At 59.0% G+C, this 25,563-nt stretch carries 18 protein-coding genes and 1 pseudogene; 1 reads left to right on the top strand and 18 read right to left on the bottom strand.

From position 1 onward, the window contains the following. Positions 1-75 precede the first annotated feature (75 nt). From VJU77_10680 to VJU77_10655, 6 genes are all read right to left on the bottom strand, one after another. Positions 76-2,025, bottom strand: a complete 1,950-nt coding sequence (locus VJU77_10680) for an AAA family ATPase (protein ID HKP03808.1) — start codon at positions 2,023-2,025, stop codon at positions 76-78. Further along, on the bottom strand, positions 2,022-3,329 hold the full coding sequence (locus tag VJU77_10675) for a DUF4255 domain-containing protein (protein HKP03807.1): 1,308 nt from the start codon (positions 3,327-3,329) through the stop codon (positions 2,022-2,024). Before VJU77_10675 ends, VJU77_10680 begins: the two co-directional genes overlap by 4 nt. A gap of 907 nt (positions 3,330-4,236) precedes the next feature. Then, the gene (locus tag VJU77_10670; protein ID HKP03806.1) at positions 4,237-4,974 is read right to left on the bottom strand and encodes a hypothetical protein; all 738 of its coding nucleotides are present in this window, start codon (positions 4,972-4,974) and stop codon (positions 4,237-4,239) included. 12 nt (positions 4,975-4,986) lie between these two features. After that, positions 4,987-5,502, bottom strand: a complete 516-nt coding sequence (locus tag VJU77_10665; GenBank protein ID HKP03805.1) for a phage tail protein — start codon at positions 5,500-5,502, stop codon at positions 4,987-4,989. Positions 5,503-5,517: 15 nt separating this feature from the next. Beyond that, the gene (locus tag VJU77_10660; GenBank protein HKP03804.1) at positions 5,518-7,779 is read right to left on the bottom strand and encodes a phage tail sheath C-terminal domain-containing protein; all 2,262 of its coding nucleotides are present in this window, start codon (positions 7,777-7,779) and stop codon (positions 5,518-5,520) included. A gap of 370 nt (positions 7,780-8,149) precedes the next feature. Beyond that, complete coding sequence (locus VJU77_10655; GenBank protein HKP03803.1) at positions 8,150-8,740, bottom strand: hypothetical protein; 591 nt, start codon at positions 8,738-8,740, stop codon at positions 8,150-8,152. 1,675 nt (positions 8,741-10,415) lie between these two features. Between VJU77_10655 and VJU77_10650 the strand changes: the two genes are divergently transcribed. Further along, positions 10,416-10,556 carry a hypothetical protein gene (locus VJU77_10650; GenBank protein ID HKP03802.1) on the top strand — a complete coding sequence of 47 codons (141 nt, stop codon included), beginning with the start codon at positions 10,416-10,418 and terminating at the stop codon, positions 10,554-10,556. Between the two features lie 150 nt (positions 10,557-10,706). Here the strand turns inward: VJU77_10650 and VJU77_10645 are convergent, their stop codons facing one another. From VJU77_10645 to VJU77_10590, 12 genes and pseudogenes are all read right to left on the bottom strand, one after another. Further along, positions 10,707-11,459 carry a carbonic anhydrase family protein gene (locus VJU77_10645; protein ID HKP03801.1) on the bottom strand — a complete coding sequence of 251 codons (753 nt, stop codon included), beginning with the start codon at positions 11,457-11,459 and terminating at the stop codon, positions 10,707-10,709. 51 nt (positions 11,460-11,510) lie between these two features. Continuing rightward, positions 11,511-12,362, bottom strand: a complete 852-nt coding sequence (locus VJU77_10640; GenBank protein HKP03800.1) for a hypothetical protein — start codon at positions 12,360-12,362, stop codon at positions 11,511-11,513. Between the two features lie 17 nt (positions 12,363-12,379). Then, positions 12,380-13,861: an arylsulfatase gene (locus VJU77_10635; protein HKP03799.1), complete on the bottom strand. Its 1,482-nt coding sequence runs from the start codon at positions 13,859-13,861 to the stop codon at positions 12,380-12,382. 3 nt (positions 13,862-13,864) lie between these two features. Continuing rightward, a pseudogene (locus tag VJU77_10630) lies at positions 13,865-14,805 on the bottom strand (formylglycine-generating enzyme family protein). A gap of 259 nt (positions 14,806-15,064) precedes the next feature. After that, entirely contained in the window at positions 15,065-16,075 is a 1,011-nt protein-coding gene (locus VJU77_10625; GenBank protein ID HKP03798.1) for a DUF4105 domain-containing protein, read from the bottom strand. Then, positions 16,072-17,331, bottom strand: coding sequence for a hypothetical protein (locus tag VJU77_10620; protein HKP03797.1), 1,260 nt, complete (start codon positions 17,329-17,331; stop codon positions 16,072-16,074). Before VJU77_10620 ends, VJU77_10625 begins: the two co-directional genes overlap by 4 nt. Before the next feature lie 61 nt (positions 17,332-17,392). After that, positions 17,393-19,030, bottom strand: coding sequence for an alpha/beta fold hydrolase (locus VJU77_10615; protein HKP03796.1), 1,638 nt, complete (start codon positions 19,028-19,030; stop codon positions 17,393-17,395). A gap of 179 nt (positions 19,031-19,209) precedes the next feature. Continuing rightward, positions 19,210-20,199 (bottom strand): DUF2950 domain-containing protein, encoded by a 990-nt coding sequence (locus VJU77_10610; GenBank protein ID HKP03795.1) that lies wholly within the window; start codon positions 20,197-20,199, stop codon positions 19,210-19,212. 18 nt (positions 20,200-20,217) lie between these two features. Further along, a complete protein-coding gene (locus VJU77_10605) occupies positions 20,218-21,606 on the bottom strand; it encodes a DUF3300 domain-containing protein (GenBank protein ID HKP03794.1) in 1,389 nt (462 codons plus the stop codon). A 93-nt stretch (positions 21,607-21,699) separates the two neighbouring features. Next, complete coding sequence (locus tag VJU77_10600; protein ID HKP03793.1) at positions 21,700-22,368, bottom strand: TRIC cation channel family protein; 669 nt, start codon at positions 22,366-22,368, stop codon at positions 21,700-21,702. Positions 22,369-22,373: 5 nt separating this feature from the next. After that, a complete protein-coding gene (aspT, locus tag VJU77_10595; protein HKP03792.1) occupies positions 22,374-24,056 on the bottom strand; it encodes an aspartate-alanine antiporter in 1,683 nt (560 codons plus the stop codon). A 61-nt stretch (positions 24,057-24,117) separates the two neighbouring features. After that, complete coding sequence (locus tag VJU77_10590) at positions 24,118-25,536, bottom strand: OprD family outer membrane porin (GenBank protein HKP03791.1); 1,419 nt, start codon at positions 25,534-25,536, stop codon at positions 24,118-24,120. Positions 25,537-25,563: the final 27 nt, after the last annotated feature.

The raw sequence follows: 25,563 nt of genomic DNA, 5'->3' as shown, positions 1-25,563 counted from the left end.
CAGGTTGAGAGTTGAGAGTTGAGAGTTGAGAGTTTGGCTCTGATCTCTGATCTCTGACCTCTGACCTCCGTCTCCTCATGCCCAGCCTCCGATCTCGGATTCGGTGAGCGGTTTTTCGAGTTTCAGGTACTCGCCGCGGGCGGCGCGGAGGAGATGTTTCATCCGGACGGGCTCGTTGGCGTCGGCGGCGAGAAAGGCGGCGTTCAGGGCGACGTTGCGGATGTTGCCGCCGGCGACGTTGAGACGGGAAAGTTTCAGCGGATCGAGGTCTTCGGTCGGCGTGTTCGCCGGGAAAATGCGGCGCCAGATTTCGGCGCGGAGGACGGCGTCGGGGAAAGGGAATTGAACCACGAAACGGAGCCGGCGCAGGAAGGCGGAGTCGAGCGATTCCTTCCGGTTCGTAGTGAGAATGGCGAGGCCGCGATAGGCTTCCATGCGTTGGAGTAGGTAGCTCACTTCGATGTTGGCGTAACGGTCGTGGCTGTCTTTTACTTCGGTTCGTTTGCCAAAGAGCGCGTCGGCCTCGTCGAAGAGCAGGATCGCGCCGCCTTGCTCGGCGGCGTCGAACACGAGGCGCAAATTTTTCTCGGTCTCGCCGATGTATTTGCTCACGACGGAGCTGAGATCGATCCGGTACAAATCCAGACGGAGCTCGTTCGCCAGGACTTCGGCAGCCATGGTTTTGCCGGTGCCGCTGCTGCCGGCAAAGAGCGCGCTGATGCCGAGCCCGCGCGAACTTTGGGCGGCGAAACCCCAGCGCTCGTAAACGGTGGTCCGTTGCCGGACGTGCGCTGCCATTTCGCGCAAGGTCTGACGTTGCGCCTCGGGCAGAACGAGATCGTCCCAGGTCGCCGCCGGCTCGATCCGTTGAGCCAGATTTTCGAGACCGCGCCGCGTCTGATTGCGGCAAATATCCCACAAGGCAAGATTGACCGACCCGGCCTCGGGCGCCTCCAGGCGTTCCTTGATCTCAGCCCGGGCCGCGTAAATCGCTTCGACGCCGAGACTGAACTGCGCGGTTATCCCGTCGAGTTCACCATTTAACGCGGGGGTCAGATCCCCGACCGCGTCGCGCCAGAGCGTGCGCTGTTCGGCCAGCGCCGGCCGGCGCACTTCGAGGCGAACAACCGGACGCGGGATATCTCGCAGCGGTTGGCGTGTCGCCAGCGCGACCGGGCCTCGCAGTCGTCTAAGCAATGCAGTCAGATGAGTCTTGTTTTCGGTCGAATCATCTTCTCCGCAACAATCGACCAGGAGCGCCCCGCCGCTGAGCATGGTTTCCCGTTCCCAAAGCCGGATGAAGGTGTCGCGCTCGACCGGCGGCGCTGGAATATCGCCGACGCGCAAGACGCGCAATTGCAGTCCAAGCGCGGAACTGGCGGCGGCGGCGATCGCGCGCTTGGCGGAATCGTCTTCGCCGAAAAGTTCGATCAAGCCAGTTCCGTTCTGGTCCTGCCACAACGCAGCGGCGCGATTCGCGATGACGGTGTGGGATGGCGGCAGGTCGGCGCAAACGCGGAGCGGCTGAAAATAGGCGTGGAGCCGTTCATCGAGATAGGAAAGGCCGGTTAGATAATGGAGAATCCGTTCGTCAATCCGCAGCGAACTGGTGGTGAGCGAGTCGCCGCCGCTTGCTTCAACCAGTCGCCAATGACGCAGCGCGGCGGTGGGCAGAAGCGCGCTCCAATGCGGTTCGGGCAAGGCCGCGAGCGCGAGACTGAAAGTCGGATACGTCTTGCGCGGATCGCCCTGGGCGCTGGCGCAATGCGTGGCGAAACCCGAATCCAATTCCATCCCGGCGCAGAGCAGGAGCACGCTACGCTCGAAGGCCGAGAGCCCAAACGCGCGGCAAAGATTGCTCAGGGCCGAGTCGTCGGAGGCGGCGATTGGCGGCTGCGCTTCCTCCCGCGCGGGCTCCGCGTCTGTCCGGTGCGCGTGGCGTTCCAGAGCGGCGCGCACGGTGGCGACTGCCGCCATCAACAAACGCTGGTTCTCCTCCGGCCAGTTATTCGTTTGCTCGCTCATGAAATCGTGATCTTCGGCGAGTCGTATTTTCCAGCGGTATCGTCGAGCAGGCTTTGCGCGCCATCGACCTGCGCACGCACGAGATAAGCGCCGGGGGTCACGCTGTTCACTGCGAATGAGATTTTATCGGTGTCGGGATCCTGATTGGTGATCCCATTGTTGGCCGGCGCGGGAAAGCTGTAGGCGCGGGCCGGCCGGTTGTTCGGCGCATCAAATTCATTCAGCAACAAAGTCACGCGTTGAGTGCGGCCGACGCGCGGGACGAAAGTGAGAGTCACCTGACTTGAACTATCCACTGCCGCCGTAATGGTTGGCTGCAGCATGAACGCCACCGCGTTCGATTCGAAGCCGCGATGCGCCACCGGCGGGGTGCCCAGGGAAAGTTGCTGAACGACCTGCGCAGTTTGGGCGCCGGCACGAAGCGAAGTTATGGAAGTGAGCGGAAAACTGATTTGGCTATCGGTGATGGTGAGCGCGGTCGCCGGCACTTCTGCATCTCCGACACGAACGAGGGTGGTTTCACCTTTCAACTTTCGGCCCGTCACCACCACCGTGCTGTTAATGGTGATCCGCGGATCGGCGTCGCTCGGCGCAGCGGAAGCGACTTTCTCGATGAACGGCTGTTCGAAAGGCAGCACGTAAACATTCCGGCTGCGGACCGGAAGGGCGGTCTTCGTCGATTTGCTGCTTTCGATCAGGACCACCGAGACGTGGTAGGCGGCTGTCGGCCGGTAATGCGCTCCGAGCGCGCTCCAGAGCTTCGACATTTCCTCCGCGTTCAAGGTTTGCAGCGAAATCTTGATCTGCTCGATTTGATCGGCGAGATCCGAAGCAGAGAGCTGCCCGGGCGGGATGATTGTGCCATCGCCGAGCGTGCCGCTGACCGGCATCCCTCCCGTGCCCGTCCCGAGCGCGGTGCGGATCGCGTCCCGCGCCAAGACTGGCGTTTCGTGGAGAAGCTGCATCCCGTAACCGAGCAAGACTTCGCTTTCGAAATCCTTCTCGCCGTACGCCGTCAACAAATAATGAAGATCGAGCGCGAGCGGCGGGTTAGTCACGCGCGCACCGCGATCGTCCCGCGACGGAAGCGCGACATTGCTCCAGCCCGCATTCGGGGTGACCTGATAAAGGAACAAATTCAGCTGCGCCTTTTCCTGCCCGTCCAGTTTCACTCGGTCCGGCGAGAGCACGCTTACGGTTACCGGTCCCCCGACCGAACTACTGACCTGGTGATCGATCAGTCCGTTGTTGAGCAGGTCCCGCAAGACCGCGCTCACGCCAGCGATGGCGAGGGCGTTGCTCATCCGGTGCCTCCATTGCGGGAACGCAAATAATCGTCCAGAGACATTTTCGGGGCGGCAGGAACTGGCCGCGGTCGCCGCGGCGGTTCGGGCGGTGGGTGGATGGCGCGCACTTCGATCCGTCCGATGGTGACTCGGATCGTGCGCGCGGCGGAAGATTCCTTGGCCAGCGATTGATTTTCCCGCATTGCGTGGCTCAATCGCGCCGTGCTTTCGCGCGGAACGGAGACGAATGCCGGAACTACCGCGCCTTGTCGCTCAAGCGCCGGGGAAACCTTTTGCGGGCTCCCTTTCGTGGACGCTGCGGCATCTGTTTTCACAGGTTCGGCCGGCGGTCTGAAAACGTTGTCCGCTGCCGGACGCCGCGGCGGGGGCACCTCGGCGTCTGCAGGAATTTTTTCCAAATGCGATTTGGCGGGAAGAGCTTCGAGCGCTGGAAGAAAGGAACGGAGGTGCGCCGGCGACTCTGGCCGAGCGTGCGAAAGCTTCGCCGGTCTATCCGATGCGGTTTCAGGCGCAGGCTCTCGACTTTCTAAAGACACCTGGCGAGCGGGTGGTTTTCTCGCGGCCGGTTTTTCGGGTTTTGGTTCCATAACCGGCGCGATAATCGAGGGCCCGGAAATATCGGGGGCGGCATTCTTCTCGTCGCGAGCGAACGACTCGACCGGCGATTCAACCGGCGCTGCTTTGCTTCCAGCGACGCGCTCCTGCACGAACGAGATCTCGTCTTCCAAGTGCGCCGGGTCTTTTCTTCGCCGCGGTCGCGCTTCGGGAGCGGCCGCATTTGCCTCAGCGAATTCCGGCGCAAAAATAGCGGACGCTTTTTCCGGATCGAAAAGGGAAGGCAGCAGCGGCCGGACCCCGGTGGGCACGCCACTCGCCCGTTCTGCGACGCGGCTCAGATAATCGCTCATCCCTGAATCAGATCCAGATAGGTCTGCCGCCGGGTGGGACTGAGCGAAAGAATCTCGCCTTCGCGCCAGCCGTAAGTGGACGCCAGAAGATGGATGTCGCGCAAAAGCCGGAGCGCCCAGGCGTTCAGCTCGGTCCACAAAAACGAAACGACGTCGAGCGGCGCGGTCCAATCGTGTCCGCATTGCGGACAGCTCAGCGCCAGTTCCACGTTTCCCTGCGGATCGGCCTGGGCCATTCGATCCGAGATCGCCGCAACAATTTCCGGCGGCAGTTTGTCCGCGGAAATCTCGCGGCCGGCGCAGCGCGCGGCCACGACGCACCGGTCCAAAAGGTGTTGCCGATTGCTCTCGATATTCGTTCGCGGATCCAGGCTGGCGATATCGAGCTGATTGGGCAACCGAAAGCGCACTTCGTAATCGTCGTCCTCCAAATCAATCGCATTCGAAGGCTCTGAAAGCGACGCCACTCGAATGTTTGCGGTATCGATTTCGAATTCCAAAACTTCGCGGCACGCCGGACACGAGGAAGTCGCCGCCAGTTGGCGCCCGAAGATCCGCTCCCGGAGTGCCAGCAATCGACCGTCACTTTGCCCTGGAGTAAGGCGCGCCACCTCGCCGGCATCCGCGTCCTCGCCGCACGCCGCCGCCAGGAGGGTGACGGTGCGCTGCGGCGGAGGTTGAGCGGACCCCAGTTCCCAGACCGTCAACAGCTCTCCGGCCGACAAAGCGCGCATGGCCGCCAGGCCTTAGAGCGTAGGCTCGGCCGGTTCCGGGACCGCGGGATCGCGCTCCCAACCTTCGTTTTCGAGTTTTAGTTGCTGGATAAGAACGACGTTCGCGTTTGCGTCGAGATCGGCCGCGGCCTGGTATTCGGAAACCCAGCAGCGAAAGATGTTGTAAGCGAGAGCCAGTTGACCCGCCTCATTGTAAATCTCGAGGATGATGTCCTTGCGGAAATCTTTCAGCGAAACTTCCGCACCCAGGCCCGACCCGAAATTCCAGACCTTGTTCGCCCAGTTTTCAAACTCCGGGTCGTGGGTCACGCCCCGTTCGAGCGTGATCGCTTCAAATTTGTTTCGGCCCGGTGATTTACGGGTGGCGCTCGGATCGCCGCCTTCGCGGTGCTCCACCACTTCGGTAGTGCGCTTGAGGCCCCCCGTCACCTTGCTGATGCCGGCGACATATTTGCCGTCCCATTTCACCCGGAACTTGAAGTTCTTGTAAGGATCGAAGCGCTGGGCGTTGACTGAGAATTGAGCCATGGAGATTTCCTCGGTTTAGGTTTGGATCTGCCCGGCTATCTGCTGGAGCTTGATCACGACAAACTCGGCCGGTTTCAGCGGGGCGAACCCGACCAGGATATTGACGACCCCGAGATCGATGTCGTTCTGCGTGGTCGTTTCCTTGTCGCACTTCACGAAGTACGCCTCCTTTGGTGTGACTCCCTGGAAGGCGCCCTGCCGGAAAAGATTGTGCATGAACGCTCCGACGTTGAGACGGATTTGCGCCCAAAGCGGCTCGTCATTCGGTTCGAACACGACCCACTGCGTCCCGCGATAGAGGCTCTCCTCGATAAACAGAGCCGTGCGGCGCACCGGAATGTATTTGTATTCGTCTCCGATCGCATCCGCGCCGCGAAGCGTCCGGGCACCCCAGACAACCGGCCCCGCTACCGCAAAATTCCGCAGGCTATTGACGGCTTGTGGATTGAGTTGGCCGTTCTCGCCATCGGACAGGTTAACCTGCAAACCGGCGATACCGTTGATAGCGGCGTCGAGGCCCGCCGGAGCCTTCCATACGCCGCGAGTCGAGTCAGTCCGGGCGAAGATGCCCGCAATGGCTCCGCAGGGAACAAAGACATCGAGTTGCCCTCCGCGCGTTGGGTCGGATTCAATGATACGCGGGAAAAACAGGGCAGCATTGCGCGCGGCGGGGCCGTGTATTCCCACGCTGTTCAGACCGGCGAGCGCCTTCGCCGCCGCCGTGTCCGGATTCGCGGTCCACGCCGCCGGCGGGTCGACAACGAGCATTGCCCGCCGCGCCGAGCAGTAATTCGCTGCCGCTGGATAAGTGGTCACCGGAGTATCGCCGTCTCGCGTATCAGCGGGAATGCAGAGAACATTGAACAAGTCCGCTTTATCGAGCGCAAACAAGCCAGTCTTGTCCGCGGCGCTGCCCTCAAATTCTACGGCGCTCAACGGCTGACTGTCGACCGCCACGTCCGCCGCACCCACAGTGATGGGCGTTCCCATTGTCTCAGCCGGTCGCGCTGTCGGCGCGGTGCCCACCACTCGCACGAGCGACGATTCATTGTCCAGGACGCGGCTGACTGAACGAACGGCGTTTGCGGTGCCCGTGACGTTGCGGATTTGCTCGGTCTTACCTGTGCCTCCATCGGTAATCGTCAGGTTATATAAGGTTGTGTCCGGCATTCCATTATCGTCTGGCTTGGTCGCGTAATCGACCTCGACTTGGAGCAAGTTTCCCCACGCGCCTGGTGTGGCGGCTTCGAGAGTCAGGTCGTTGGCGCCATTAGGAATAGTTAGGCGCGCCCGATTGTTCGGCGCAATTTGTCCAACTGCGCTGGTCACGGCAGGGCCAGGGTTGTTCATCGTACCGGCGGCATCAGACGCCGCCTTCGCTACACTGTCGGCATCCGGCTGCGGGAAGGAAATTGTCACCTTTGAGACGGCAGGCGTGAGGGGCGACCCCGCGGGACTAGTGACGTTGATCGACGCGGGTTGTGGAACGTCGGAGGCCGTTTGAAAAGTTATCAAGAAAGAAAAGTTCGTCGATGCCGCCGGAGTGGGGCCGGTTCGCACGACAGTCATGACTGTGCCTGGGAACAGCGCGTTGAAGGCATTCTTAACAGCGGTTGCTGCGCTGGTAGAGCCGGCGGACGTGCTATCCGTCAGATCCGTGATCAGGATATCACCCGAATCCATCGACCCGGCTGCAAATTTGATTTTGCCACCTGTAGGATTTCCAGAAATATCCATCTTTAACGAATCGTTATTCGTATATGGCGCCCTGTCGGCTTCGGCGGCAGCGGCAGCCGCGACCTTCTCCGCCGCTAATCGCTCTGCCGGTTTCGCGGAGGGGCTTAAAGGAATTGCATTGTTGGCTGCGGTCTTCACTGAAGCTGCTGTCGGAGGAGTTACGTTGTTAATCTTTTCGTTTTGGGCAGCCAGGTTAACGGCGTCGGCCCCCTTTTGCGCATCAGTCAACGCCATCCCCGCCGCGGCGACCTGCATGGAAGTGGTAGCAAAAAATGGCTTGTAAAGCCGAACGATGATTGCCTGGCCACCGCCGTTTCCAAAAAAATCCTTTACTGCATACGCGACCGTGTGGTCCGCGGCGAGCCCGCCGAAAAGGCGCTCAAAATCGGCGAAGCTGTTCACGACGGTCGGTTGATTCACCGGCCCTCGGCGCGTTCGCCCAATGAAAGCCGTGATCGACGTAGCCACACCCGTTATGGTGCGGACGCCGCTCGGAATTTCTTCAATGTAAACGCCGGGATAGGAAAGAGTCGCTGGCATGGGGAATTCTCCGTTTGAACAATGCTATTGGCGGAAGTTGGTGAAAGGTGGGGATGGGGAAGAGGGGAGAGACGAGAAGAACAAAAAGCGGAAACGCAAGCAACACTAAAATGAATCAATCCGCCCGCCGAAAACGAAACTCCATTGAGGAACCACGCGTTTGCCTTAGTGAAATCCCAACATGCAAACTTCCGGCTAACGCCTGGCTAAGGAACTATGTTGGGACCCCATGCAAAACATGAATCCCCCACCCTCTGATCGCGAAAACGGTGCATCTGACTACGGATCAGAAGTTTGAAGTTCGAATCTTCACGGGTGCGCTCCCCTTGGGAAAAGAGCGGTCATTTCGACCCCTCCGCGAATCACGGGCTCAGAGGATCGGTCGTGCTAGATACGACTTTAACGTAGTCACTGCTTGCTCAAGCCCGGCGCCAACCCCAGATCGTGAAACCTGAATAATTTCATTGAGCCCACTACTGCTCGTGAGATGCAGTTCATCATATAGGCAAATAGACAGTGTCGGATTGTTCGCAAACCGCCGGTCCGGCCCGCCATTTTTGTTTACATAGCGCCAGGTTTGCCCCACGACGCGAGCATCGCTAGGGACGGATGCTTCGACGAAGCGGGTCTGGCAAACCGAAACTCGGAGGAGATCGTAGCCAATCGCTCCTACCTTTCCAGACGCGTAAACAAGAACGCGGTCTGGAAACAAGAACAGCGTCTGCTTCCCGACGCCAATACTGACGGTTTCTATATTCGTCTTGAGAAACGGAGGGGCGGCACGTCTTATCGCCGTTGATTTGCGATCCACGACTTCGGACGCCCCGGCATGATACTTCCGATCGTAAACAGCGCCTGAGGCCGCAATGTGCCAGCAACCGGCACACGTCGTCAGTTCCGCGGCTGCTTTATGGAGTGCCTCATAGGCGCGCTCCAAAGGAGCGTCGAAATGATAGAACAACACGACCGTTTCGCCAATGCATCGCATTGAAATGCAAACAGTGTTGCTGCAAGCCAACAGATGTCTAGACCACACTGGATTATCGGATTTACACCGACGACGAACATTGCCAAGGCAGCAACCAGCGCCGCTGTGGCAAAGAAGGGCCCTATTCGAAGCCTTCGTTTTTTCTCGTCAAGCTCTTGCAAAAGCTCCGCCGACGATGAATCCACCATATCCTCGACGTTTCCAGATTCGATGTCCTCCATCGGACCAACGCCCTGCGCAGGAGGTGCAGTAAAACCAGGTTCCGATCCTCCGACGCTCCTTGACGACCCATTGCGTCTAGAGGGCTGGGATAACGTTTTGCGATAATAGATCCCGCCCCGACCCATGTGGACGTAATTACCCCGCGGCCCTGCACCAACTCTAAACCCTTTCACACCGACCGAAACGCCAACACCAGAATTGGATAAATTAAAGCGAAGTGGGCCGACGCTGATGCTTTTTCGCAAGTAGAAGCTCATGAATTACGGCTTAGCTACTGGCAGTTCGGTCACGAGGTATTCAGCGTTGACCCAGCCATGATATGTGCCAGAAAATATTTCCTGCCAGATCGTTCCTCCATTATTAACACGTCCGGGACCGAGAATGATGCCGCGGCCCGTGGGCATCAACGCGGCGACTACAGGGTGGTTGGTACCCGGTCCAGCTCGTACATTTAGAAAGCGGTCCCGCTTGGGGAGGCCGCTAACGCGATATGTTACCACGGGCGTCGGGGGTGGCGAAGGCGTCCTCGAAACAGACTCTTGGTTTGTTGGGACCTGCTTGCTGTTCACTACCGCCTCAGCTTTAGGAGCATTGAGGAACTTATCGGCATCAAATTCCTTTTCGATTGTGGCGGCTGGACTTGGTGAGGAATACCTCAATAACGTCTGACGGTTTGTGGTCTGAAAAGCTGTGAGGATCGCTGCCGTCGTTATTATGACCAGCACGACTCCAACAATTAACAATCCACCTGCGTTGAACCCTTTCGCCGAGCCGGCCGATGCGATCCCGGAGACGGGAGCGGAAGCATGGGGAGGTGGCGTAGATGTTGGCTGGGGTGGTGGCGTCGGCGGTGGTCGAGATGTCGGCGGCGGGGGCGGTCGTGTCGGCGGCGGTGGAGGTGGCGACGCAGCGACGTTGGGGCCTTGCGCAACAGATTCTCGGTCGTAGGCCGCTCGCTTATGAGGATCGGAAAGGATAGCATACGCTTCGTTGATCGCTTTCGTTCGCGCCTCGGCCGTTCGCTGCTGTTCTGGCGAGGAACGGGAGAATTTGTCTGGATGAAAGGCCTTAATGCTAAAGAGCCAGGCCGCCTTTATCTCTTCTGAGGTTGCCTTCGGCGACACGCCAAGAATTTGGTAATACCGTCGCATGGGGAGGTCGCGTGACTACCAGAACTACCGAAGTGTTGTCGAACACCAATTTGCGTGTTTTCATTGTCGTTTCGACGGCCCGATTAAGCTTCTAACAAGAGAACCGCCGCCCGAACCACACCGCTATCTGTGCCTGACGAAACCGACCGCGGCTTTAGCGACAGACGTTGTGCAAGAATGCGAGCTACGTCGACATCCATGCCGACGAAAATCTCACGATCCTCATGAGTTCGGGTTCGACCCGAGATAATCGACGGACCAAACAAACAGAGACAGTGAAGAAGCATGTGCACGACGTTTTTGAAGAGCTCGGCGTGGAGAATCGAACGGCGGCGGCGGCGCTGTACTGGCGGTGGCGTGCGTCCGTCACGACAGATGGCAACAATTTTCCACATATCGCGCAAGCTTCGGAATAGCCGGAAATCCACCGCTGGTTTGATTTGGCGCCGGTCGGAAACAAAAGGGTCACGACCGCGAACCTGTGGCTCGCCGTCCCCGGGAAACAGATCGAAGTCACCGGACCATTCTGTAACTCGATAGGTCCTTTTGCGGATTAGGTCGGCTTTCTACTTCTCGAAGAAGTGAACCTCGCCCGTGGAAAGATCGTACATGCCGCCGACCAGGCCGATCTGCTTCTGATCGATCATCTCGCGCAGGATCGGGCTCCGTTCGCGGACCTGTTGCATCACCAGCCGGACGTTGGCTTCCCCGACTTTGTCGACGAAGTCGTGGTTCTTGGAATCGCGCGGCTTCACGTCTGCCGGAACCTGCGCAACGGCTGGCTTAACCTTGGCCAACAGGCTGGTGAGGTTGCCCAACTTGACGTCGTCAATCGCGCCTTTGATCGCGCCGCAGTTCGTGTGGCCGAGGACTGTTATCAGTTTCGAGCCCGAAACCTTGCAGGCGAATTCCATGCTTCCGAGAATATCCTCGTCCACCAGGTTGCCAGCGACCCGGGCGCTAAAGATGTCGCCGACGCCTTGATCGAGGACAATTTCAATCGGCTGACGCGAGTCGAGGCAGCTCAGGACTACCGCCAGAGGATATTGACCGGAGGCGGTGGCCTTGACGTCTGCTTTGAGATCACGCTTGAGCGGATGGCCTGAAACGAACCTGGCATTGCCGGCCTTCAATTCCGCCAGCACGGATTCTGGCGTTGCTGCCGTCTGCTTTTCTTTCGTAGGCGCAGTCGAGCCGTTTCCGTTGCTCGGCGCCGTGGTAGCGGTCTCCGGTTTCTTGTCCTGGGCCTGGACCGCAACAGTCGCCGCCATCAGAGCAACGAAAGCGGACAGGAAGCTGTATTTGATTTTTCGAATCATTGATTTGTCTTCTTTCTATGGGCTTGAATTCTGGTGGGTCGATCCTTCGATCTAGAAATTGATGCCGGTTTCGATGTACGGACCGCTCATCGCGGTCTTGTCCGTGAACCCGCCGGAGGTGTAGTCGTTCTTCAAATGGCGCCAGCCGATGTTCGAGTAGATCGAACGAGTGATTTGGAGCTCGAGCCCGCCCTGCACTTGCCAGGTGAAATCGCTGACCGTGCCGAAGCCGCCGAAATCGGCCCGGGCCCAGAGCGAGATCGGTTTCCAGAGATGGACCCGGCCGCCTAGGCCAACCACCGGATCGACCCAATCGATCTCGCCAAACGTGCGGCGGCCGGCGGCGAGAGCGCCCGTGAGGCGGAAATCGCCGCTCATGTAGTTGTAGCGGAAGCCCGCGAAATGCGAGAGATAGCCCTGCTGACAATTAATCATCCGGTAACCGACGAACCCTTCCGCGAAGGCCGACTTCAGCGCGAGGTGCGCACTACCAAAGAGGACACCTCGCAGCTGTGCCTCGTCCGACAGCCGCAGGTAAAGGCCGTCCGCCGAGAATTCCCAGCGATGCGAGCGATAGTAGAGCGACCCGGCCGCGATCATGTCGACCCGCTTTAGGATGTCGACAAAATCGACATCTACGTCGGCCACCGTTCCGCGGACGCCGAAATCCCCGGACAATCCGGCCATCCATCCCGGAAGTCCGATCCGAAACTCGGTGTCCGCCGGCGGTTCACATTTCTTCTCGAGGGGGGGCGCCACTGTTTCCTTCGACCGATCCTGCACCACCGGCGGCGGGCTTTCGTCGATGTCCTGCGCCGCTCCATTCGCATCGACCGAACCGATCGCGCTCGGACGATTGATCAGGAACAGCGCGATCGCTGCCAGGCAAAGAACTGATTTCATCCTCCGCATATTCATCCTCAGTGTTCGGTTCCAATCTTTGGAGGTGTCGAGTCGGTATCTGCATCCGTGTAGAAGGCTTCGTCCGTCGGCAGCAACGGGGTAGTCGCTTTCATCGCCGTCTGAAAAATATACTCGAGCGCCAACGGCTTGGCGGAATCCTTGCCGGCGGCTTCGAGACGCGTCTGGAGCGCGACGACTTTATCGGGATGGGCGGCAGCGAGGTTGTTCTTTTCGGTGGGATCGTCGGCGAGATTGTAGAGGTCCACGCTGGTCGGAATAAGCGTGCGCCAGATCAGTTTCCAGTCGTCCTGCCGAATCGCGGCGCGGAACGGCTCCACATTGTAGATAAATTCTTTCCGCGGCGATGGCTTATTTTCGGCGATCACATCCCAGACGTTCACGCCGTGGAGCGGCTTGCACTTCGCGGTCGAAGCGCCGGCCAGGGCGGCCAGGGTTGGGTAGATATCGACGGCGTGAATGACTCCATCGACGGTTTCGGCTTTGATGTGGCCCGGCCAATTCGCCAGCGCGCAAACTCGGGTCCCACCCTCGAAGAGCGATCCTTTGCCGTCCCGATACAGGCCGTTATCGCAGGGCAACTTGATCTTCGACACGTCGGCCATCTGGCCGGTAAACATCTTGTTGGTCGTGCCGCCGTTATCGCTGTGGAAAAGGACGATTGTATTCTCGCGCAGTCCTCTCTTGTCGAGCGCATCAATCACCCTGCCAATCTCATCATCCAGACAGGCGACCATGCCGGCATAAGTGCGGCGCGTTGGGTCAGGAATGTCCTTGTAACGATCGATGTATTCTTGCGGCGCCTGATAGGGCGTATGGGGCGCGTTGAACGTGAGATAAAGGTAAAATGGTTTGGTTGAATTCTGCGCGTTGATGTATTTCGCCGCGTCCTTGCCGAGGAGTGTGGTCGCATAACCCTCTTCCTTGACTGGCTGGTTGTCCCGAAACCAATCCAGCACCCCATGTTCGTCGTGAGTAAAGTAATCCAGTTCGCCAATCATGGCGCCGTATTGGTAGTCAAAGCCGCGTTGCTTCGGCCAATATTTCCGGTCGGCATGCCCGAGATGCCATTTGCCAATGATCGCCGTGTTGTAGCCGGCCTCCTTGAGGGCCTGCGGCATCAGCCATTCCGCCGTGTCCAACCCGTAAGCGGCGGCCGTGGGAATGACGATCGTTTGCAGGCCGTAACGATAAGGATAGCGCCCAGTCATAAGGGCGGCGCGCGTGGGCGTGCACATCGGCTGAACGTAGAACTGAGTAAATTTCGCGCCGGTCGCGGCCAGCTTGTCGAGATTCGGCGTCTTGATGTCGGCGGCGCCATTGAACCCGACATCTTTCCAGCCGAGATCGTCGGCCACGATGTGGATGATGTTGGGCTTGCCGGCGGGTGGGGCCGCGGATTTTGTTTCAGCGCCCGAACAAAAAAGGAGGCTGCAACCGAGGGCGCCGAGGATCAGTAGGATTTGTCGTGTTATTTTCATGAGTTAAGGCAAAGAAGCGGAGGCGGAGCTGCCGGAAGGCGCCGCCGCGGTTTTCACGCAGCGGAAGCCGAGATGATTGGTGGCCGTGTTGATTTCGCCTTTGCCGCGGGTGCCGACGATGTAGCGAGAGCAATACTGCTCGTTGCAAAGGAAGGAGCCGCCACGATGGACGCGTTTCTTTTCGCCAGGCTCGGCCGGATCGTAGGAGGAAGTTGGCCCCTGCGGATTGAGCGAGACCTTGTCGGCGGCGGCCAGCTCGGCGTAGTAATCAGCCCGATACCAATCGCTGCACCATTCCCAGACGTTGCCCGCCATTTCGTAGAGGCCGTAGCCGTTGGGTGGAAAACTTTTCACCGGCGCGGTTCCGGCGAAGCCGTCGTCGCCCGAATCTTTGACCGGAATTTTCCCTGCCAGGTGTTCGCCATCCATTTGCCGTTCGGGCGAAACTCGTCGCCCCAGGCGTAGATTTTGCCGGAGAGCCCGCCGCGCTCGGCGAACTCATATTCCGCCTCGGTTGGCAAACGTTTGCCGGCCCACTTCGCATAGGCTTCGGCATCGGCGAACGTGACGTGAACCACCGGATGATTCTCTTTGCCTTTGAGATCGCTGCCGGCTCCAAGAGGATGACGCCAATCCGCGCCTTTGGCGTAAGCCCACCATTGAAGGTGGTTGTGTAGCGGAACCTCGCGAGGCGTGACCGCGAAAACAATTGAGCCTGCCACAAGATTCTCGTCAGGTACCGTCGGCAATTCTTCCCGCGTCGGCGTTTTCTCCGCCATTGTGACATAGCCGGTGGCTTCGATGAACCTCGCAAACTGCGCGTTGGTCACCGCGGTCGTGTCCATCCAGAAGCCATCCACCCGAACGCGATGCATGGGGCTCGCGTCATTCGAGGCCATCGCCATATCGCAGCAATTTCCGCGGCCCTCGTTACTGGCGCCCATGGAGAATTCGCCCCCGGGAATCCAGACCATTCCTTCCGGAGCCGCCGAATCGGGCTTCCAGGAATTGCTGACGGTAGCCTTGCTCAGGTCGTTATCGCCGGCTAGGGCAGGCAAGGCGAGCGCGGCCACAAACCCCATTTTGAACTGAAGCCAACGGCGCCGGCACATGAATCGCACCACCATAAGATGAACAACTATAGATATTAATGGAAGATTTTTGTGGCTTTTCGACCAGTGTCTGACTCGGGGTCGGCCACCGCTAACGCGCAAACACAGGCTGTGGCAATCCGACGCGAATCAACTGGGAAAAATCCGGCGAGGCATCCGCAGCCTGGGCTTTTTTGTTAATCAGACTTCGTTCTTTGAGCGTGGCGAACGGCAGGCTCCGGTCGATGGCGCCGCGTTCATAAAGCAATTCGTCACTCTTTCCGTTGAGCAGCAGTCGCCAGTTCCACGGGGCAACCTTACCCTGTCGCGCCTCGATATTGGCGACGCGAATTTCCGTGGTGCAGTTATCGGTTAGCTGATTGTAAAACTCGGGGTGCTCGTGCATTCGATTGAGACGATTGAGGTAGGCAAGAAAAAGGGCGCGGCCGTGGTCCGGGGTGATCACGGTTCGGTAGAGAAAGACATCTTCGCCTTTGCGGTAATTCGTACGCAACCGGATGAGGTCCCGCTCATCGGCGGTGATGCAGATGAGCTCATATTGCCGGTAAAGCCCCGCGATGACCGAATAGTTTTGGCCCACGGCTTTGCGCGTCTCGATGGAAAACGCCACCGGCAAAGCGCCGGAGAAGAGAAAGCTCACGATCGGATGCGCGATCCAGGGCGAGCCCCAGTAAGTGATGGAAAGGTCCACCCCCGTGAGCTTTGACAACTCGACTTCGCGGGTTTCCCAGCGCTCGGTGTAATCGGTTTCTGTTCGGTAATCGAAGTTACGCACGTCATGCAGGGTCACTTTATCGCTCTGAATATCCGCCCAGGCGGTCCGCGCTACATCTGGTTGCCACGCCTTGTTCCCGGTTGGTTTGAGGGTTAGCCACCACGCCAGGACGACGGCAAAGCCTAACGCGACCACGCTCATGGCGCGCCAGCGGCCCCTGACGAAAAACAGGGCGGCAAACATTGCCAGGCCGTAGATAAGGGCGAGCGGCCCGCGGAGCCACGCGATCGGCAGATCGAAGAAAAGCGCGCCCGCCGCCCAGAGCGTCGCGATCACCAACACAAAGTACAGTGGAAGGCGGAGGAGACCGCCCCAGAACCGGCTCATTTCAGGGGGCCGGGGGCCAGCTTGTCCTGCACGGTATCGCCACGCGCCTCCAGCTCCTGCCGCAGGCGCGGCGAGATAGTCCCGGACAACGCGATCAGGCGCTTGTTCCCCTTGTCCTTGGTGAATTCTTCGAGATCGCGCGAGAACTTATCGGCCATCGGGGTGTAGGCTGCGTAATCCCACTGCATGGCCACCACCGTCGTCCCATCTTTCGCGATACAGATCGGGAAGTCACCGAGAAGCTCGATGCGCGCGAGCGGCTTTTCGCCCTTGTGAAGATTGCCCATCAGGGCGGCGGTTTGCACACAGAAGATGGCGTCGGGCTCGCTCGAGCTAATGGTCCCCGCAAGCCGAACGAAGGCCCCGCGATTGGCGACGCCGTCGAGTGCCTGAAGGTTGAGGACGAACGCGGTTTGCGCTGAAGGTGAAAAAGCGGAGTTCTTCAAAAATCGCTCAGTATCCTCGCTGCTGGCGCCGAGGCCCTGCAGGATCTTGCGGTTCATAGCCTTGAGGTCGGCCGGGCTTTTCTCTCGCAGGATGCTCTCGAAATTACCGGTCACCTGGGTGGCGGTGAGCGCCATGCCCACTCCGCCACCGATCGGCATCGTGCCCACGGAGAAAACCAGGCCGCCGGCAAAGTTCGCCCAGGCGATGTCATCGAGCTGCTTCTGCAACACGTCGTTGGTGCTGTAAGGGTCGACACCCAGGCTGATCGCCACCTTTCGCTTTGCATTGGTGAAACCGATCATGTCCTGCATTCGGTTTGCGTCTCCATCCTCGGAGTCCTTCTTCTTCCCGATACTCTTAACCGTGTCACCGGCGCGGTTCATGAACTTCTTCAAACCCTTCGGAACCGCGGAGAGCGTTTTCACCGGGTCGGTTACAAGAGCCTTGGCCGTGTTCACCGGCTTCATTGCCGCTTTTTTTAGCGACTCTGTAAATTCGTCGGTCTTTGAAACTTCACTCAGCCGCGCGATGGCGTTGATTTCGTCGACGCGCCTCACGAGCATCGCGTTTCCTTCAGCCGTAAAAATTCCGAAATGGGAATCGATCGTGAAATGGTTCGCGCCGGATTGCGTCGTCACTTCCTCGCGGACCTTGTGATTCGGTCCATTCAGGATCGTGTCTCGCAGGATTTCGCTCGCCTTGAGCTCGGGCAATTCCTCGTACTCCGACTGGGTCGGCAACGTGACCGCCTGGCCGTGGAGTGAGACCGTGGTGAGAAACAAAATGGCGAAGCCGGTAAAATTTTTCATGACGGGTTGCGGCCAGATTGGGCTCCGCGCGTTGGTGAGGGAATGGGACCTTGGTCCCACATCATTGGGTTAACTTGAGGATGCGGCGGACCTCGGCGATTGCCTGGGAATTTTGGTGCGCGCTGTGATTCGAGGGCACGACCAACTCCGACTGTGCTCCCTCCAGATGCGAGCTCCAGTACGGAACAACGCCGTCAGAGCTGTTCGGCGCGTCGCCCCGGCCCCGGTCACCTTCGATGGTGTGGAAAGGAATGCTGCGCGTGATCGGAAATTTGTCGATCGATTTTACGAATGGGCTGTTCGGGGAAAGCGTATCGATGCTGTTTGGAATTTTCTCGAAATTCATCATCTCGGGATTGGCGCTCGCGGCGTTGATGGCGCGGATCGGCAGGGTGGCAAAAAAGAGCGGGGTCTTCACCAGCTTTGTCGCGATGCGCCCGATCCAATTGGAAGCCAGGATACTGCCGCGATGGGGAGACGAGATGAAAATCACGCGACGCACGTCCGAGCGGTGATTGAAGACCAGCGAATCCTCGAGAAGCTTTTTAGGTTCCGCCGGAATATTGGTCTGGGCCGGCGATTTCCCGAAGCGCTCGCGCCAGAGTTTGTCCCCGACATCGGTGACCATCAGCCGGCTGATCATTCCGCCCATGCTGTGACCGATGAGGATAACGCGCTGCCGGTTCGGGAACGCGCGAGCCACTGCGTCGAGCTCCTGGCGGAAGAGCGCCGCCGAATACGGATAAGGATAACCGCTCGGATAACTGTAGACCCAAAATTGATAGCGGCGTCGAATCTCCGGGTCCTCCCGCAGAGTGTTGATCATCGGCGCCCAACTCGCCGGGGTATCCTGCAAGCCGTGGACAAAGATGACCGGAATGCGATTGGGATCGTAGGCTTGCAAGCGCGCCAGCCGCGCGGTGTCGGCGTACTTTCCCGGGTGGAGGAACCGAGCCAACCCGAGCTTGTCGGGGCGCTCGGCAGTTAGTCCTACCGCAAGCGGCGCGGTGAAGTCCGCGGCCAGGCGGGAGGTATGGCCGGCAAACGAGATCCGTTCGGTAGAGAGCGGCTCGAAGAACTCTATTTGCGCATGATGACGATCGCGAAACCGGATAATGGCCGTCGCTGTCCCGTAAAGGCGCGGCGTTGAGAAATTCTTGCGAAAGTCGGCTTTTTTCTCCCGGCCCGCCGCCACCAGCGGGGCGCCAATGCCTTCCACGGTGACGCGTTTGTCGAAGTAGGCGCCGCCGATACTCAGGCTATCGGTAGGTGTAATGTTGTAATCGGCCGGATTGCGATCGGGACCCGCAGGACGAAGAGTTGTGACGACATATTCTCCATCCGGCCCAGGGACCGAGAGCGAATGGCTCCAGGGATCGAGAGGCGCGGACTGGATCACCTCAAGGGCGCGAGCCACCGCGAAATTGTAAACGAGACGCGCCCGCGTATCTCCCGCGTTCCGCTCCAGCTGGCGTTCCGCGCCTTGGGCAGCGGCGAGATATCCGCCGAGCGCACGAGTCGGCTCGCTCGTTTGGCATTTCCTCGCTTTCTCCAGTTCCTTTTCCGCCACCAACAGTTCGGGCGCTTCGTTCGCGACCGCAGGCAGACGCGGGGTGGTCTGGCGGACCGTGGCAATATCCGCACAGCCGGCCACGAGGAGCGCGGCCAGGGTTAATTTGATAAGTCGGACCGGGATCACGGCGCGTCAGCTCATTTGTTTTCTGGTTGTGTGACTTTGGCAAACCAATTCCCAGCCGAATATTGGACTAAGGTGCTATGTCCGGATTGGCCGACCGGACAAAGCAAATCGGCCCCTCCGCGAAGAGGAGCCGATTCCGCTAACCACTGAGAGAATTAGAGGTTCCTAAAAGCGTGGCCCTATTGCCCCGCCACTTCGACCTCATCCAGCCAATGATCCTCCGTCGCCGTCCACGTCTTGTCGGGATTGAAACGCTCCATGCTCTTGAACGCGGTCAGAGTATCCGGCCCGAGGTCCCTCTCATAAATGGTGCCATCAGGGCCCACGATGAAACTCTGCACTCCGGTGACCTTGTATTCCGCCGGCGAAGCTACCAGCGCGAATCCGCCGATCATGGCGTCTCCGACGACGAAATCCATCTGTCCCATCGGCGCAGCCGGCCCCTGGCCTTTCAAGACTTTAAAAAAGTAGCCATGGTACGGCTTGGCCTTATCGCTGTAGCCCTGCTCCAGCGCCTTTGCGACTTCTTCACCGAGAGGACCCGCCCAGGTGCCATCCGCATTTTGCCAGGCCAATCCATCCTGTTTTCCCGGGGTGCTGATGATCTTTTGCGCATATTGATTGACTTTGGAATCATCGTGCTTGTCCGCGGCATACTCATGCTGGGCGTCGACGAACCCCCGACAAATCTCCAAGGCGTCCAGCTCGTTCGCTCCAATGCGCCGGAACAGGATCGTTTCCCGGCCGGTCTTGATATCGAAATACCATTTCCCACCCTTTTTCACGATCGGAATGGGAAGCGGCCAGTCCAGATTACCGACCAGGAGCGTGGCGCTATTCGGATTTTTTGCATCGACCTCGATCGAATGCTTTTCCTTGGCTTTCGCCACAAAGTCGGCTGCACGATTCTTGTCCGACACGGGATCCTCAGATGCCACGATATCGTCGCTCCCGGGGCCGAGAATCTCCTTCAAGGCAGCGACATCAAAGGTTTCCGCAGCCTGGATCAGAGCATCGCCGGCCGCCTGCGCGCTATCGAATGCCTTGCCCGTTCCCTGTGGCGGAGCCGCCTCTTTTTTCTCGGCCGCGCTCAAAGTAAGCGTCGCCGAAAGCAACAAGGCGCCGGTGATCAATGGGAGTTTCAAAAGAATAAGTGATTTTGATTTCATTGGTTTCGTCCTTGGTTTCTAACGCCGGCGGCCGCCGCCTCTGCCTCCCCCTCCTCCACCGCGGGACATTCCTCCGCCGCGCGAGCCTCCCATGCTGTGGGAGCCGCGGCTGAAGCTGGACGAGGCCGAACTTCTGCTAAAGCCTCCGCTATTGCCGAAAGAGCTGTTGCTCCTGGGACTGGGAGAGTGCGTGGACCGGTTGTTGGAAATCCGGTCTCCTCCGCCGCTCGGTCTGCTCGTGTTCGATGGCCGATTCGCTGACGAACGATCGCCGCCCGGTCGATTCGCCGAGGAACGATCCCCGCCTGGCTTATTGCCGGCCGTCCGATCGCCTCCGGGCCGGTTACTCGGCTGGTTCGAAGGTCTGTTCCGGTCGCCACCGGGTCCTTTATTCCGGTCGCCGCCCGGCCCATTCCGGTCGCCGCCCGGTCCCCGGTTGCTGTTCGGGCCGCCGCGGTCGTTCCCGCCGAACTTGTCTGCTGTCTTGCGGTTCGAGTACGGAGCGGGCCCGCGATGATTGGAATTATGCTGCCATTTGCCGTTGGCGTTGGCGGGACGGTTGTTGATCGTGTTCCGGTTGCTGTTCCGGTTAAAGTTGTTGTTGTTATTGATGTTGATGTCGCCGCCGCCCCAGTTGCAATTGCCCCACCAGCCGTTGGCAATCCCCGCCCCGATCAGGATACCGGTGCCCCAGGCCAGCCCCATTCCCGGATAATATCCGGGATAGGAGTAGGGATAGTAGGGATACACCGGTGGACCATAAACGATCGCTGGATCATAGGATGGAACATAAACGGTCTCCGGACTGGCTTGTTCGATGACAATCACTTCCTTGCCGCCTTCCGATTTGCTCTGGACCACTTGCTCCTTGCTTGTCTTGAGGGTGCCTTTGCTTTGGGCCTTGTTGCGCATTCGCTGCACGGCGTCCATCACATCCTGTTGCTGCGCGAGGAAGGCATTCCCGAGGTCTGTCGTCCATTGGATGTTTCCAGCCAGGCGCGTCACCACATCCGGCACCATCGTCATCGATTGGATGCTCGGATCCCACGGTTGCTTCGCGACCGCATCTGTCAGCGCTTTGCCTTTCAGGCTTTTGTTCTGATCCATCCATTGCTTCAATTGGATGACTTCAAGCGGATAGGTTGAAGCCGCCAGGGTCTGGGCCAGAAGCGGATCCGAATAGAGCGCGATCGGCGCGACCAAGGAGTCCAGTTGATCATTCGGAATCTTCGGCGCATCGGGCGCTTCGGCGGGCGGCGCTGCCGGTTGCGTCGCCGGTTGGGTGGCCGGAGGCGTTTGCGCCAACAGCGCGGCGTTGCCGGACAAAAGCAATGCCACACAGGAGAGCGCGACGATGGCGTGAGATGATTGGATTACGAATCCGGGTCGAGCGGCTTTTGGTTTCATGTTCTTGCGAGTTAATGCGGATTTTCTGACACGCACTTCTGCGTGACAACTGGACTTTGGTCGTACGAGATTGTGAGTCCTGGTAACGGGAAGTCAGGGGCCATCAACTGCGGGGGGCGGGCGGATGACCGAAGTGGTCTTCCAATCAAAGAAAATGGCGAGGAGACGGAACACGAAGGTAATGGCAATCGCGGCGATGGCCGCCGGAACAACGGGAGTTCGGAAAACGGTTAGCAACACCGCGAATCCGGCGACGCCGAGCAGCGACGCAATCACGTAGAATTGTCCGGGTTTGAGCAGGAGCGGCTCGTCGCGCATGAGGACATCGCGGATCAGGCCGCTGCCGACCGCGTTTATAACGCCGACGAAGATGCAGGCGGGAGTGGTCAGGCCGGCTTCGAAGGATCTACTCGCACCCACCACGCCGTAGGCTCCCAGGGCCAACGCATCAATGATCAGGAACGGCTTCGATAACCGCTCCACGTGGGTAAAGAACAAAATAGCAATCACAACTCCAATGAGCACCGCGACCAGATACGAGGCGTCGCGCATCGCGACCGGCGGCCCGCTTTGAATAAACAAACCGTCACGCAATAAGCCCCCGCCCAGCCCGCAAGCGAGACCCAGGACGAAGACACCGATGACATCGTAGTGGCGTCGAATCGCCACCGCCGCTCCGGTGATGCTGAAAAGAATGGTGGCGCCCAAATCGATGAACGCCGGAAGGTCCACTCTTTGGATGATCAACGGATCGGCGGGCATCGCACCTACGACATCATGGCGATCAAGACAGGACCCCACGCTGTCAGAAGAATATTGCCAATCGCGTAAGGCACGGTGTAGCCGAGGGCCGGCAGTTCGCTTTGCGCTTCTTCCTGGATGGCGCGTAACGCCGCGGTGATCGTCCCGGCCCCGGAACAGGCTCCGAGGACAATAATCGGATTCATCTTCAGGACATAACGCCCAAACAAGATGGATACGGTATGCGGGAGGACGGCGATGATGAGGCCGACAAGGACGAGGCTTAGGCCGGATTTCTGAAGGCCGGAGAAGAAACTTGGGCCCGCGGCCAGTCCTACGCAGGCCATGAAAACCGTCAACCCGACCGTATCGAAGACCCACATGGCCGATTCAGGGATCCGGCCGAATGTCGGCCGGACCGCACGGAGCCAGCCGAAGACCAGGCCCATGATCAGCGCGCCGCCGCTGGCGGTCAGGGTAATGGGCAGGCCGCCAATCACAACGGTGAGCAACCCGACCATGCCGCCAAGGAAGATACCGGCTCCGACGAAGATCATGTCCGTCATGACCGTTTTGCGGTAGGGATAGCCAATACTCTTCGCCGCTCCTTCAACATCCTTCTCTGATCCGATCAAAGTTACCAGGTCGCCGCGTTCCACTCGCGTTTCCGGCAGGAAGGGCATGGCCTGGCCAGTCCGCGTCAGCTTCTTGAGGAACACGCCCCGGGCGCTATCCAGGGCTGCCAGCTCCGTAATGCTTTTGCCGTCGAGCGACTTGTTCGTGATGACGACATCGAGCATTTCAATCGGAAAATTCAACAGCTCTGGATCGCTTATTTCGACCCCGACTTCCGCGCCGCGCGACATGAGCAACTCCGATCTTGTCAGGACCGCGACGACGTCTCCCTCGCGAACCATCGTGTCCGGTTGCGGTTCGATGATCTTACCATCCCGGCGGATGCGCGAGATGAAGACGCGAGCTTCCCTGGGACGCGACTCCAATTCAGCGACGCTCCGGTTAATCAAGTCCGGGCGGGTGATACGGTAAGCGCGCACGCCCAGCTTCATGAAAGCGGACATTGCTTCTGCCTGAGAGCCTCCTGAACCTGAAATCTTCTCCTGAAGTTTTCGCGCTTCCTCTTTTAGATTAACGCCCATCAGCTTTGGACCCACGTTGGGCAAAAACCAGACAATGAATCCAGTGCCGACAAGGTAGGTGACGGCGTAAGCGACAGGGATGTTGTTGGTCAGACTCAGCTTGTCCGCATCCGACAGCGAGAGGCGCCCGATGGCATCGCCGGCGGTGCCGATAACGGTGGATTCGGTGAAGGCGCCGGCCAGCATCCCGGCCGCTGTCCCCATATCGTAGCCAAGCATTTTCGCCGCGAAAAAGGCGGCCATCAGGCAGACGACGCAGAGAACGACGGTGAGCGTGACCTGCGGGAGCGCGTCTTTCTTTAGCCCACGAAAAAACTGGGGCCCTACTTTGTACCCGGTAGTAAAGAGGAAAAGATCGAAGAAGACATATTTGACGACACTGGGGACCTGGATGTTTAACTGCCCGATGGCAACTCCTGCGAGGAGGGTGCCGACAACTGTCCCCAGACTGAACGTTCCGATCTTGATCCGGCCGATTAGAAAACCGATTGCGAGAGTCAGGAAAATCGCCAGTTCCTGATGTTCCCGAAGGGCGTTGGTCAGATAGTTCATCCTATGGCTTGCTCTTCCAGGTTGGGAGCGATGCTCATGGAAAATCCACCGCGCGTTCTGGCTAGAACTTAATCAAATAGTTAACGGTCGCTCGGAAGTCAGTCAGGTCCTCGACGTTCCCGCCGTGCTGATCCACAATAGCGAAACGCAGGCGCACCGAGAGACCGTCCACGACACTCTTCTTGGGCGCAGCCCACTGAAGATTAAAATCGTACTCGTCCTGCCGGTATTGTCCGCTTTGGTCCGGCTCAGTCCCCCAAACGCCGAGCGCATAGGCGCTCAAGCCTTTCACCCACGGAAATTCATAGCCAATCCGGAACAGGAATGCGCTCTCGCCTGGCCGATTGAAGTCCTGCACCTGGACGCTCGTATAACCGGGATGACCGCTCCACGGGGCGCGCAGGCTGGCATCCCCCCACGTGTGGGTAAACGCGAAGGAAAAAAGGGCATTCTTTACCGGCAATTCTGCCTTGAGGCCGATTTCATCGGACCTGAAACTCACGCCATCGAGCAGATTATCCCCGACGCTGCGCTCGTCTGCGAACTGAACGTGATACTTCGGCCGAAAGTCGGGGCTAAACGGAATTTCCCCTTTCGTTTCCGCGTAAGCGATATTGATGATGTCATCGCTGTAGTAATCGATCGCGCCGATGGAGAATTTCCCCTTCTGGTAGATGAGGCCGCCGGAAAACACGCCGCGTTCTACATCTGCGCCGGCATCGCGCGCCATTGAGACAAAATCATCGGAGTTCCGTTCCTTGATCTGATCGAAATAGCCAAGCCCATACTTCAGGGTAGCCACTTCTTTTTTCGGGGGCGGCGCGACGACGTTTTTGCCCTCCTTACTTAGAGCCGTGCCGTCCGCGTTCACACCGGGGTCGCTTTTGTCTAATTCGATAACGCCCTGCAAGACGATCGCTTCGAATGTATTCGGCGTCATCCGGGTGTCGTTGCGGTTAATGAACGGCGTGTCGTAGGCCTTCCGTCCGATGTTGAGATTCAACCCGTCGATGATTCGAATATCCGCGTAGAGTTCCCCGAGAATGTCGTAATTTTCCTGCCCCTTCTCCAGGAGCAGAGTTCCATCCCGGCTCTCCGGCGCGTAGATGGGCACGGAAAAGTAATACGTCGCGCCAAAGGCGATGTGATCGAGGAAATAACCGGTCTTCACTCCCGCCCACCCGCCAATCGCCCAGGCCTCGTTTTCGAGTCCGGTAAATTGGTTTCGATCCAGGAACATGGTTCGCAGGTTGAACTCGAACTTCGTATCCTTGAATGCCTGGCGGCGTTCCTCGAGCCGCCACTCGTCGAAGTCGAATGTCTTACTTAGAGGTGTCCGGCCTTCCTCAGTCGAAGATGTCGCAGCCGATGCCGGCGCAGCGGCGGCGCCCTGGCCGAGGGCCGAGTCCGTGCCGCTCATTAGGACGAGCAATGCGATGGCGGCACAGCCGCATTCGCCGAGAAAGATTCGTATTCTCATAACAGCGCTCCAGATCACAGCATCGCG

The organism is Chthoniobacterales bacterium (assembly GCA_035274845.1).
GTDB lineage: Bacteria > Verrucomicrobiota > Verrucomicrobiia > Chthoniobacterales > UBA10450 > AV80.
Note: the sequence above shows the minus strand (reverse complement) of the source record. Positions and strands in the feature narration are given on the sequence as shown.

Bases quoted from the DNA above. Each gene is read 5' to 3' on its own strand.
- VJU77_10645 (HKP03801.1), bottom strand. From the start codon at position 11,459: ATGATTCGAAAAATCAAATACAGCTTCCTGTCCGCTTTCGTTGCTCTG.
- VJU77_10670 (HKP03806.1), bottom strand. From the start codon at position 4,974: ATGCGCGCTTTGTCGGCCGGAGAGCTGTTGACGGTCTGGGAACTGGGG.
- VJU77_10635 (HKP03799.1), bottom strand. From the start codon at position 13,861: ATGAAAATAACACGACAAATCCTACTGATCCTCGGCGCCCTCGGTTGC.
- VJU77_10660 (HKP03804.1), bottom strand. From the start codon at position 7,779: ATGCCAGCGACTCTTTCCTATCCCGGCGTTTACATTGAAGAAATTCCG.
- aspT (HKP03792.1), bottom strand. From the start codon at position 24,056: ATGAACTATCTGACCAACGCCCTTCGGGAACATCAGGAACTGGCGATT.
- VJU77_10625 (HKP03798.1), bottom strand. From the start codon at position 16,075: ATGAGCCGGTTCTGGGGCGGTCTCCTCCGCCTTCCACTGTACTTTGTG.
- VJU77_10610 (HKP03795.1), bottom strand. From the start codon at position 20,199: ATGAAATCAAAATCACTTATTCTTTTGAAACTCCCATTGATCACCGGC.
- VJU77_10600 (HKP03793.1), bottom strand. From the start codon at position 22,368: ATGCCCGCCGATCCGTTGATCATCCAAAGAGTGGACCTTCCGGCGTTC.
- VJU77_10620 (HKP03797.1), bottom strand. From the start codon at position 17,331: ATGAAAAATTTTACCGGCTTCGCCATTTTGTTTCTCACCACGGTCTCA.
- VJU77_10675 (HKP03807.1), bottom strand. From the start codon at position 3,329: ATGAGCAACGCCCTCGCCATCGCTGGCGTGAGCGCGGTCTTGCGGGAC.
- VJU77_10640 (HKP03800.1), bottom strand. From the start codon at position 12,362: ATGAAATCAGTTCTTTGCCTGGCAGCGATCGCGCTGTTCCTGATCAAT.
- VJU77_10605 (HKP03794.1), bottom strand. From the start codon at position 21,606: ATGAAACCAAAAGCCGCTCGACCCGGATTCGTAATCCAATCATCTCAC.
- VJU77_10590 (HKP03791.1), bottom strand. From the start codon at position 25,536: ATGAGAATACGAATCTTTCTCGGCGAATGCGGCTGTGCCGCCATCGCA.
- VJU77_10665 (HKP03805.1), bottom strand. From the start codon at position 5,502: ATGGCTCAATTCTCAGTCAACGCCCAGCGCTTCGATCCTTACAAGAAC.
- VJU77_10680 (HKP03808.1), bottom strand. From the start codon at position 2,025: ATGAGCGAGCAAACGAATAACTGGCCGGAGGAGAACCAGCGTTTGTTG.